This is a genomic window from Thermoanaerobacterium butyriciformans (assembly GCF_017874545.1).
Lineage (GTDB): Bacteria > Bacillota > Thermoanaerobacteria > Thermoanaerobacterales > Thermoanaerobacteraceae > Thermoanaerobacterium > Thermoanaerobacterium butyriciformans.
The window spans coordinates 1-11183 of record NZ_JAGGLT010000050.1 but is presented as its reverse complement, the minus strand read 5'-3'; the positions used below and the strand labels follow the sequence as shown (position 1 = coordinate 11183).

9 protein-coding genes and 1 other RNA gene are annotated in these 11183 nt (G+C 31.4%); 9 read left to right on the top strand and 1 reads right to left on the bottom strand.

What is annotated here, in order from left to right; all coding sequences use genetic code 11:
• The first annotated feature begins 725 nt into the window (after positions 1-725).
• From J2Z80_RS14560 to J2Z80_RS14535, 6 genes are all read left to right on the top strand, one after another.
• Positions 726-1580 carry a hypothetical protein gene (locus tag J2Z80_RS14560; protein WP_209455025.1) on the top strand — a complete coding sequence of 285 codons (855 nt, stop codon included), beginning with the start codon at positions 726-728 and terminating at the stop codon, positions 1578-1580.
• 83 nt (positions 1581-1663) lie between these two features.
• Positions 1664-1894 (top strand): hypothetical protein, encoded by a 231-nt coding sequence (locus J2Z80_RS14555; protein ID WP_209455024.1) that lies wholly within the window; start codon positions 1664-1666, stop codon positions 1892-1894.
• A 155-nt stretch (positions 1895-2049) separates the two neighbouring features.
• Positions 2050-4197, top strand: coding sequence for a ribonuclease R (gene rnr, locus J2Z80_RS14550; protein WP_209455023.1), 2148 nt, complete (start codon positions 2050-2052; stop codon positions 4195-4197).
• A gap of 88 nt (positions 4198-4285) precedes the next feature.
• Positions 4286-4753 carry an SsrA-binding protein SmpB gene (gene smpB, locus J2Z80_RS14545; RefSeq protein ID WP_209455022.1) on the top strand — a complete coding sequence of 156 codons (468 nt, stop codon included), beginning with the start codon at positions 4286-4288 and terminating at the stop codon, positions 4751-4753.
• Positions 4754-4757: 4 nt separating this feature from the next.
• Positions 4758-5111, top strand: a transfer-messenger RNA (tmRNA) gene (ssrA, locus tag J2Z80_RS14540).
• Positions 5112-5242: 131 nt separating this feature from the next.
• A complete protein-coding gene (locus tag J2Z80_RS14535; protein WP_209455021.1) occupies positions 5243-5977 on the top strand; it encodes an IS1096 element passenger TnpR family protein in 735 nt (244 codons plus the stop codon).
• Between the two features lie 346 nt (positions 5978-6323).
• Here J2Z80_RS14535 and J2Z80_RS14525 read toward each other — a convergent pair whose 3' ends face one another.
• Positions 6324-8426, bottom strand: a complete 2103-nt coding sequence (locus tag J2Z80_RS14525; RefSeq protein ID WP_209455020.1) for a glutamine synthetase III family protein — start codon at positions 8424-8426, stop codon at positions 6324-6326.
• 358 nt (positions 8427-8784) lie between these two features.
• On the opposite strand from J2Z80_RS14525, the gene J2Z80_RS14520 reads away from it, so the two are divergent.
• From J2Z80_RS14520 to J2Z80_RS14510, 3 genes are read left to right on the top strand one after another with little or no spacing between them, the layout of a single operon-like run.
• Positions 8785-9972, top strand: a complete 1188-nt coding sequence (locus tag J2Z80_RS14520) for a biotin/lipoyl attachment domain-containing protein (protein WP_209455019.1) — start codon at positions 8785-8787, stop codon at positions 9970-9972.
• An 11-nt stretch (positions 9973-9983) separates the two neighbouring features.
• Positions 9984-10685: a YggS family pyridoxal phosphate-dependent enzyme gene (locus J2Z80_RS14515; protein WP_209455018.1), complete on the top strand. Its 702-nt coding sequence runs from the start codon at positions 9984-9986 to the stop codon at positions 10683-10685.
• The gene (locus J2Z80_RS14510; protein ID WP_209455017.1) at positions 10686-11096 is read left to right on the top strand and encodes a cell division protein SepF; all 411 of its coding nucleotides are present in this window, start codon (positions 10686-10688) and stop codon (positions 11094-11096) included. It begins immediately after the preceding gene.
• The last annotated feature ends 87 nt before the right edge of the window (positions 11097-11183 follow it).

Below are 11183 nucleotides of genomic sequence, written 5' to 3'. Positions count from 1 at the left end.
AATATATCCATTAATTTCCTTTAAAGTCTATTTTAAAAGCTGTAGGGGAAGTCTGCGCTTTTTTGGCTACTTATATAATAAGTTTTCATAGTAAATATTTTTATTACCTTTACTGTCAATAGCATTTACTACAGTTAATGGTCTACCAATATTATTAAAATGTAAAGAGGTAATTTTAACTGTATGTCCTTCATAAATAACTATAGAAATTGCTTGTATTTGCCTTAAAAAAAGTAATATAAAAAAACAGGTTATTAAAATAAATAATAACAGTATTTTGTATTTCTTTTTTATAATAATACCCTCCTTAGAATTTTAACAAGCCTAATAATAATTTTACTGTAAAAAGTCATTTTCTGGAACACATATTTAATCAGTAACGCTTCGATTAATTGATTGACCGTATTGATATATTTTAGTAATCGCTTAAATTCTTTGTAACATTAAATGCCGTTTGGAATATTGTTTAACACACACTTATTATTTATATTCAGATTTTACTGTAGTAAACTTTTCATGTCAACAATCAAATAACAGATTTATTCCTTTAACTTTCTGAAGGATTTTTTGTATTTTAATAGAATATATATGTTAAGTAAATAACAGCTTTATGTAGTGAGGTATTTATGCAGGTGAAATTGTATCCTGAATTAATATGAGTTTAAGTAATATCCTTATAGATAAAAATTTATAGTTTTACAGTTTTTAAGAAAGGATGATTATAATTGATTCTTTTAGCAGAATTAGCGGCGTGGATAGTGCGCGCTGCACTTATATCTTGGTGTTTTTCTGGGGTAGAAGTTTTTGCATTGTTAACACCACTGGAACAAGGATACTTACATACTAATTTTTCAAGATATCTTTTATTTTTTATAGCTAGTTTATTTATAAATATTTTAGCGTCGGGATTACCTGAATTAAAACCGGTTAAAATGCATCAATTCTGCAAGAAAGTAGAGTATTATTTTACAGATACATGGACAACACTTAATTTTCTTCTCCAAGGTTCAAAGAATCAGAAGATTAAAAGAAATATAATTGTATTATCAGGCTTAAAGAAAATTTGCATACCAATAGGCATGAGTCACTTATTTATTGAAAATACAGAGCCTATAAAAAAAGTCGAATATATAAAAACAATAATTATCATGATAATAAGTTTAGTATTGATGATTATTGCACCAATTGGAATAATGAAACTTTATGATTATATTGCAACTGTTTTGATACTGTTAGGTATGCCTGAAAAATTTGCAGTACATATAATATTTGACACCAGTATAATATTATTTTATTTTTATTTTATTGGACCATATGTATTTTCTACATTAGATTATAAAAACTCATCTGCTATTATATTTAGTAAACAGATTTTAAATGCTGGTAATTATGCTGTTTATGAAAGTCCTATAATGCCTTTTTTGCAAGGTTGTCCGCTGGGGATGGCGCATAAGGGGAAAATTTTTGTTAATTCTCTTATATCTAAAAATCAAAACATTTTAAGTTATGTAATCGCTCATGAAGAAGGTCATATTGAGGATCATTATAATAATATAATGAGAAATTTTTTTCACCTGTAATTTTTCCATGGATTGTTTATATCTCTGTATTAATTATTGATTATTTACATTTTGTAGGAAAATTACATTATACTTATTGGAAATTGATTATTGTAGCAGTATCTGTAATTTGTTTAATATTAATAATTTTTATACAAATCGAACAAAAGTGTCAGCAACGAGCAGACGAGTTTGCTATCAGAAAGATAGGCATTGATAATGCGATAAAAGCCTTGCAAGAGTTAGCATATGGAGATATTATGCTGCCAGAAAAATATAAATATAGATATAGATCTCAAGCAATTAAATTAATAGAGAGGTTAAAGCAAAAATGAAAGTGTTAAAAATTATTTTTACAACTTTTCTTCAATATTTCACATTTTAAATGTTATAATTATAATAGGTAAATGGAAAATTAATTATGTAAGAAATTTGGCATGTATTTATTCCAATTATTAATACTTAATTTAATAGATTGAGAGGAATCGGTATGAATTTTAAAGATAAATTGTTAGAGCTTTTTAATGATGAAAATTACAAACCTTCAAAGATTGATAATATTTTGAAAATGCTTGATGTGGATTACAGTCAAAAGGGCATTGTTGAGGATCTATTGAAAGATTTAGAGAAAGATGGGACAATATATAAAACAAAAAATGAAAAGTATGCTTTATCAGAAAGACTTGATATAATAAAAGGCAAAATAGATGCCACATCTAGAGGTTTTGCTTTTCTGATACCTGAAAATGAAAGCATTAAGGACATATTTATTTCTAAAGACAATTTAAACAGTGCAATGCAGAATGATATTGTATTGGTCCGTGTAATAAAAAAAGTAGAAGGGAAGAAATGGGAGGGAGAAGTTGTAAAAATACTCAAAAGGGCTAATTCTACCATAGTCGGCACTTTTGAGAAAAGCCGCAATTTTGGTTTTGTAGTTCCAGATGATAGAAGCATTACGCAAGATGTATTTATTTCAAAATCTGACACCATGAATGCCGAAGATGGTATGAAAGTGGTAGTTAAGATAACTAAGTGGCCAGAAAAGAGGAGAAGTCCTGAAGGTAAAATAGTTGAGATTTTAGGCAAGAAAGATGATCCTGGAGTAGATGTACTATCAGTGATTCGCTCATACAACATACCTGAAGAATTTCCAAAGAAAGTCATAAAAGAGGCAGAAAACATACAAGAGAAAATATCAAGTGAAGAGATATCAGGAAGGACAGATTTGCGCCACTTAAATATTGTCACGATAGACGGAGAAGATGCGAAAGATCTTGATGATGCTGTGGCAGTGGAGAAACTTGATAGCGGCGATTATGTACTTTATGTCAGCATTGCAGATGTCAGCCACTACGTTAAAGAGGGTTCGGAACTCGATAAAGAAGCTTTAAATAGAGGCTGCAGCGTGTACTTTATAGATAGAGTCATACCAATGTTGCCACACAGGTTGTCAAACGGGATCTGTAGCCTTAATCCATCTGAGGACAGATTGACACTTACGGTAAAGATGAAGATAGACAGGAATGGTAATGTTGTAGATCACGATATATTTGAAAGTGTAATACGAAGTAAAGAGAGAATGACATATACTAATGTGTACAAAATCTTAGAAGAAAATGATGATGAGTTAAAAGAGCGATATAAAGATTTAATAGAAGATTTTAATAATATGAGAGATTTGGCAAAGATTTTGTTAGAAAGAAGAAAAAGACGTGGCAGCGTAGACTTTGATTTTGAAGAAGCAAAAATAATTGTAGACGAGAAAGGGAAACCGGTTGATATTGTAAAAGTCGAAAGAAATATAGCTCATAGGATTATTGAGGAATTTATGCTTGTTGCAAATGAGACAGTTGCCGAACACATGCATTGGATTAACGTGCCTTTTGTGTATAGAGTTCATGAGCATCCGGATATGGAAAAGTTGATGGCATTTAATAAATTCATACACAATTTAGGTTATCATATAAAAGGCATCGGAGGAGATGAAATACATCCGAAAGCATTGCAAGAGCTTATAAAGCAAGTGAGGGGCAAAAATGAACAAAGAGTCGTTGAGACGCTTTTATTAAGGTCATTGAAGAGAGCTAGATATAGCCCAGAGGATTTAGGCCATTATGCACTGGCAACGCAGTATTATACTCACTTTACATCACCTATTAGAAGGTATCCTGATCTAATAATTCATAGGATTATTAAAGAGAATATCCATGGAAAATTGAATGAGAAGCGGCAGGAACATTATAACAAAATATTGAATGACATTTCATTAAAAGCTTCTGAAAGGGAAAGAGCAGCAGATTCAGCGGAAAAAGAGATTGAAGATTTGAAAAAAGTAGAGTACATGAAAGAAAGAATTGGAAATATTTATAAGGCTATAATTGCAAATGTGACAAATTACGGATTTTTTGTAGAGCTAGACAACACAGTAGAAGGATTAGTCGATATTGATACCCTTGATGATGATTATTACCACTATGATGATGAGACATACACATTAGTAGGTGAAAGAACTAATAAAAGATTTTCTATAGGTGACGTTGTGTATGTAAAAGTGGTAGGTGCTAATGTGGATAGGAGAGAAATAGATTTTGTCTTGGCATCACCTGATGAAATGTCCGTAGGCGATGATGCTTGACATGAGATTTTAATATGTTATAATAAATAAGCAAAGACCCTATTTGTTTGACACAAGTAGGGTGATTTTGTGAAAAAGGTGTTATCTTATGGCAAGTGAAAATATTAAAGTATTAGCACAAAATAAAAAAGCCAGTCATGATTATTTTATTGATGAAGTTTATGAAGCGGGTATAGTGCTTTTTGGGACGGAAGTCAAATCTGTCCGCATGGGCAAAGTTAATTTAAAGGACAGCTTTGCACGTATTGAAAACAACGAAGTTTTCTTATACAATATGCATATAAGCCCTTATGAAAAAGGTAATATATTTAACAAGGATCCACTGAGGACAAGGAAATTACTTTTAAATAGACGAGAAATAAATAAATTGACAGGTTACGTTACTCAAAAAGGCTATACATTGGTTCCATTGAGGGTTTACCTTAAGCATGGGCTTGTAAAGGTCGAATTAGCCGTTGCTAGAGGTAAGAAATTATATGATAAAAGAGAAGATATGGCAAGAAGGGATGCTAAAAGGGAAATAGAAAGGCATTTTAAAGAAAGCCAACATATATAAATATGGGGGTGTACTGGTTTCGACGGGGGCAGTCGAGGTAAAAGTAGCGAGCCGAGGTTCCATCTGCTCGTTAAACGGTGGACTTAAAAATAAACGCAAACAACGATAATTTAGCTTACGCTGCTTAATTAATAAGCAGCCGTTCAACCTTTGATTCCCACATCAAAGGATTGGGCGTCGATTTAGTGGGGAACTGATTTATCAAAGCTTTGAGATAAATCGGATTTTATGAAGCTACCAAAGCAGTTATCCTGTCACTGGGAGAACTGCGGAGGGAATGTAAAAACAGTGACTGCGCTCGGAGAAGCTTTTACTGTGACGCCTTCGGACCGGGGTTCGACTCCCCGCACCTCCATTAAAAAAAGCCTTGAGAATCGAGGCTTTTTTTGCTTTTTTGTAAATTTCATAAAAACTTGAAGGAATATAAGCTTAAATGTAGAAATATTAAATAATGAAAGAATTAAATAGAAAAGTGTAGGTGAGCAAAAGATGAAGGGCAAGTGTTATTATTGCGGGAAAGAAATAGCTAAGGTATCAGTTATAAAACATTTGAAGTTATGCACTAAAAAGGAGGAGTATCAAGAAAAGGTAAAGTCAGTCGGTAAAAAGCGAAGTAATCTATTTGTATTGCAAATAAGTGATAAATATAACCCAAAAGATTATTGGATATATGTTTCGGTAGATGAGAATGTAACATTAAAAGAATTAGACCAGTTTTTACGAGACATATGGGTTGAATGTTGTGGTCATTTAAGTGTATTTACAATAGATGGTGTTGATTATGATATTGACGCAAAAGCGGCAAATGAATTTAATTTCTTTTTTGGAAAAAGGTCTCGAGGGATGAATGTAAAATTAAAAAATGTATTAAGAGAAGGGCTTACTTTTAGCTACGAATATGATTTTGGCGATACAACATACATAACTATAAAAGTTCTAAATAAATATGAAGATTATCAACATAAAGACATTGAGGTAATGGCAAGAAATAATCCCATAGAATATGAATGTTTTGAATGTAAAAATAAAGCATATTATTATTGTTATGATTGCAATAAGTTTTATTGTAAAAAATGTATAGAAAATCATAAAAGCAACTGTGATGATGAAATGATTTATGAAATAAAAGAAGGAGAAAATTCTCCGAGATCGGGGATGTGTGGATATGTATATGATGAAAGCGGAGAGAAGGAATATTTGCCTGATGTAATTGATTTGAAATAAAAATCAATTATTATAATTGGAACTTTTATATTGTATTTAGAACTTTATAAAAACTATTGAGGTAAAACCCCAATAGTTTTTTATTGTGTATGAATACCCCTGGTCTAACCAGGGGTTCAGTAAAGCTTTAACGATGAGCTTCGAAAAAATAACCCCCAAGTGATAAAATAAATTTGTGGTCTGTCAACTACAAATTAAAAATCACAAGGAGGTTATTATCATTATGAATAATGATATTCATAGTTTATCACATACTAAATGGAATTGTAAATATCACATAGTATTTGCTCCGAAATAAGGGAAACCACCGGCTAGGCCGGTGGATATTTTTAGTGTATAGAATATTTTACACATAGAATAACATATCTGCGTATGTTGGAAGTGGCCAAATTTCAGCATCAACTAAAGTTTCTAATTTATCGCCTATTTCTCTCAGTTCTCCCATTTTAGTAAATACTTCGTCTCTATAATATTTTGCAATAGCAAAAGAATCATTTTCAATGTTGCTTGCGCTGTTTACTGCATTTTCAAGGTTATCAATTCTTTTCTTGAATTCTGCTGCCAGCGAGGAAACCTCAGCCAACAAATCTGATTGTGCATCAATTTTAACGTCTAATCCAGTACTTTTTGCTGCATTTACGGAATCAGCAACTTCTTTTATAAATTTAATAACTGCTGGCAATAATTGTCTCTTAGCAATATCAAGCATTGTTAATGCTTCTATGTTTATCGTCTTTGCATAGTTTTCTAGCATTATTTCATAGCGAGACTCTAATTCGACTTTGCTTAATACACCGTGTTTCTCCATGACTTTTACATTTTTGTCTTTCAAAAGAGCAGGTATAGCATCAACTGTTGAAGAGATATTTGGAAGACCTCTCTTTTCAGCCTCTTTAACCCATTCTTCTGAATATCCATTTCCATTAAATATAACGCGTTTGTGGTTTGTGACAATCTCTTTCAGTATTTTTTGAACTTCTTCATTAAAGTTATTAGCATTTTCTAGCCTATCGGCAACTTCTGATAGAACTTCTGCAACAATAGTATTTAAGATGTAATTTGCAGTTGCTATAGATGATGATGAACCTACCATTCTAAATTCAAACTTGTTTCCTGTAAATGCAAATGGAGATGTTCTATTTCTATCTGTTGAATCTTTATGGAGTGTAGGCAGTGTTGTTACTCCTATTTTTAATTCTCCACCTTGTTTAGAGTTTGTAGCACTGCCACTTTCACTTATTTGCTCTAAGATATCTGTTAGTTGTTCACCTAGGAATATTGAAATTATTGCTGGTGGAGCTTCGTTTGCACCAAGCCTATGGTCATTTCCAGGTGTTGCACATGATACTCTGAGTAGGTCTGCGTATTCGTCAATTGCTTTAATTACAGAGCACAAAAATACTAAAAATTGTGCATTTTCATGTGGTGTTGTACCAGGATCTAAAAGATTTAAACCGTCATCTGTGCTCATAGACCAGTTATTATGTTTTCCAGAGCCATTTACACCTGCAAATGGTTTCTCATGTAACAAACATACCAGATCATTTCTCAAAGCGACTTTTTTCATTGTGTCCATTGTTAATTGATTGTGGTCTGTTGCTATGTTTGTTGTGTTGAAAATTGGTGCTAATTCGTGCTGAGCCGGGGCAACTTCATTATGTTCCGTTTTAGCGGATATACCAAGTTTCCAAAGTTCTTCATTAAGCTCCTTCATAAATGTGGAAACTCTTTCTCTTATTGTTCCAAAATAATGATCTTCCATTTCTTGCCCTTTAGGTGATTTGGAACCAAATAATGTCCTTCCTGTTAAGATGAGGTCTTTGCGTTTTTCGTATAATTTTTTGTCTATCAAGAAATATTCTTGTTCTGGTCCAACTGTAGTAATTACTTTTTTTGATGTTGTATTGCCAAATAATCTTAATACACGTAAAGCTTGCTTTGACAAAGCTTCCATTGAACGCAATAATGGTGTCTTTAAATCTAATGCTTCACCTGTATATGAACAAAATGCTGTTGGGATGTAGAGAACATTATCTTTAACAAATGCTGGAGATGTACAGTCCCATGCAGTATAACCTCTTGCTTCAAATGTAGCTCTCAATCCGCCTGAAGGGAACGATGATGCGTCAGGCTCGCCTTTAATAAGTTCTTTGCCTGAAAATTCTGTTATAACTTTTCCATCTGGTGTAGGTGAAATAAAAGATTCGTGCTTTTCTGCAGTAATACCTGTCAACGGCTGAAACCAATGTGTAAAATGTGTTGCTCCTTTTTCAATAGCCCAATCTTTCATTGCATTTGCGACTACGTCAGCAACTTTTGGGTCAAGAGGAAGTCCTTCATCGATTGTTTTTCTTAAAGCATTGTAAGTCTGTTTTGGTAGGCGTTCTCTCATGACTGCATCATTAAATACATTTTCGCCAAAAATAGTTTTTAATGAGTTCTCTTGCATAAAGATCCCCTTTCATTTAAATAATAGTAAATATGGTAAATATAAGTAAAACAAAACAAGGGTAACATTAATACACATATTGATATTAATGAAACACCCTTGTCTCATTTATTAACTATTAAATTTTTATATAAAATAATTAATTAAATATTAGCATAAAATTGTTACGAATGCAAGTATCTTTAAAAACTCATTATACAAATTTTTCTTAGATATATTGTTAAGATATAATATAATATGCAATTCCTTTAAATTTAGCTAACCATATGTTTTAAATTTATGATAAAATAAATTTAAAAGTCAAAATTAAAAGAAGGAAAAATTGATTTTTTATAGAATATTATCATAGGTGGTTATTATGAAAAAAATACTTAATGTTTTTATAGTATTGGTTGTTCTACTGTACATAGGAAAAGTTTCTATAAACACCATAAGCGGGAGAGATAAAACTGTTCCACTTAGATATGGCACTTTGTCTGAGTCAATAAAGACAGATGGTTACATAGTACTGGATGAGATGATAATAGATTCACCGATTGATGGTAAGTTAAATATGATTGTTAAAGATGGGACAAGAGTCCCAAAAGGGAAAGAAATAGCAGAAGTTGTATCTCAGTCTTTTGATAAGGAAAAATTGGCCGAACTAAATTCAGTCAACAAGAAAATACAAGATATAAAAAGCGATAAAGCTTTAAATCCATATGTGAATGACATAGAAAGCTTAAACAGTCAAATAGATGAATTAAATAAAGAATACAAAGAATCAAAAGATAGTAAAGTTACAAATAATATAAAGAAGAAAATTGAAGATTTGATGAGTAAAAAAGAACAGATTTTTAAAAATGGTCCTGCGTCGGTCCGAAATCTAGACGAGCTTTATAGCCAAAAAAAGGAATTGGAATATATTATTTCTCAAAATTTATACAAAATCTATTCGCCTGAGGCGGGTATTGTAAGCAAATTTTTTGATGGTTATGAAGATGTATTGAATGTTAATAAGCTGTTTAATGTAAATAACAATGATATTAATTTGATAAAAAAAGAACCAATAGAACGGACAGGTTCTGTAAAACAAGGTGAGCCAATAGTTAAGTTGATAAATAATTATAATTGGTATATATTGGTTGTTTTAAACAATGATGAAAGGAAAAAGTTAAAAGAAGGGAAAGATGTAAAAATAGACATTATTGAAGAAAATGGGCAATTATTGGATGGGAATATTGTAAAAATTTATTCGGTATCTGAAAATTCTCATATAGCCGTTATAAGCATGAAAGATGCTTACAGCGATTTTTATAAAAAACGGAAAGTTAGTGTTAATTTGATAATAAATGATTATGATGGTTTTATAGTGCCAAATTCATCTGTCGTATATGAAAATGGCAAATATGGGATTTACATAATAGGTGATAATGATTTACCTGTTTTTAAAGAAATAAGCATTAAAACCCAAAACAATGAAAATGCGATAATAGAAAGCAAGGATGGCAGCTTAAAAATGTATGATCAAATCCTAGTAAATGGAAAAGATTATTTAAAGAAGTAAGAGGGGTATTTATGGATATACGTTTGAATATCGAAGAAATAAAAAATAATATTAAAGTACATGCACAAAAGGCAAATAGAAATCCAGACGATATTTTAATTATGGCTGTTACAAAAACGGTAGATGTAAAGAGAATACAAGAAGCAATAGACAATGGAATAACAGATATTGGTGAGAATAAGGTCCAAGAACTAATTGATAAGTATCCTGCTTTAAAGGACAAAGTTCAGTTTCACTTTATAGGTCATCTTCAAACTAATAAGGTGAAATACATAATAGATAAAGTTAAGATGATACATTCACTTGATAGCGTACATCTTGCACAGGAAATAAATAAAAGGGCGCATGTCAATAATATTGTGATGGATTGCCTTGTTGAAGTAAACATAGGCTCAGAGGAATCTAAATACGGTATCGACCCTTTAAACGTAATAGATTTTATTAAAAGTTTAGAGTCTTTTGATAATATTAGAATAAGAGGCCTCATGACGGTAGCTCCTTTTCTAGAACCAGAGCAAGTGAGACCTTATTTTAAAAAGATGAAGGAGTTATTTGAGTGTGCTAAAAGAATTAATCAAAAAAATGTGGACTTTAAATATTTGTCTATGGGTATGACAAATGATTATACAGTTGCTGTTGAAGAAGGTTCAAATATAGTACGTATAGGCACAGGAATTTTTGGTAAAAGATTATATAATATGGAGGTAAAATAAATGGCTGCCAAGGTAATCGAGAGATTGATGAATTTTTTTGGCTTTGACGAACAAGAAGATGAAGGCATAGAGGAAAAGGTTGAAAATGAGATACCGTTTAATAAAAAACCTAAGATAGTAAATATACATACGCAATCACAGATAAAAGTCATCATTTTAAAGCCAGAGAATTTTGAACAAGCACAAACTATACTAGACAATATAAAGAATAAAAAGCCTATGATAATTGATCTTCAAAATATGGAAAGAAACGACGCACAAAGGCTTATTGATTTTTTGAGTGGTGCTATTTTTGCTTTAAATGGTGAAATCAAGAAAATCGCTAATAGTATATTTTTAATCGTGCCAGATAATTTCGATATAGCAGGTGATATACAAGAGGAAGTAGATTCTATGTTTAATCTAAAATAAACATCATGCTTTGACAGCATCACGATAAACGAAAACTATCACGATAGACAGTAGGAATCGTGGTATAATTAGAGTGTACGGCACAGA

Coding starts and splice junctions, on each gene's coding strand:
- rnr (WP_209455023.1), top strand. CDS start 2,050: ATGAATTTTAAAGATAAATTGTTAGAGCTTTTTAATGATGAAAATTAC.
- smpB (WP_209455022.1), top strand. CDS start 4,286: ATGGCAAGTGAAAATATTAAAGTATTAGCACAAAATAAAAAAGCCAGT.
- J2Z80_RS14535 (WP_209455021.1), top strand. CDS start 5,243: ATGAAGGGCAAGTGTTATTATTGCGGGAAAGAAATAGCTAAGGTATCA.
- J2Z80_RS14525 (WP_209455020.1), bottom strand. CDS start 8,426: ATGCAAGAGAACTCATTAAAAACTATTTTTGGCGAAAATGTATTTAAT.
- J2Z80_RS14520 (WP_209455019.1), top strand. CDS start 8,785: ATGAAAAAAATACTTAATGTTTTTATAGTATTGGTTGTTCTACTGTAC.
- J2Z80_RS14515 (WP_209455018.1), top strand. CDS start 9,984: ATGGATATACGTTTGAATATCGAAGAAATAAAAAATAATATTAAAGTA.
- J2Z80_RS14510 (WP_209455017.1), top strand. CDS start 10,686: ATGGCTGCCAAGGTAATCGAGAGATTGATGAATTTTTTTGGCTTTGAC.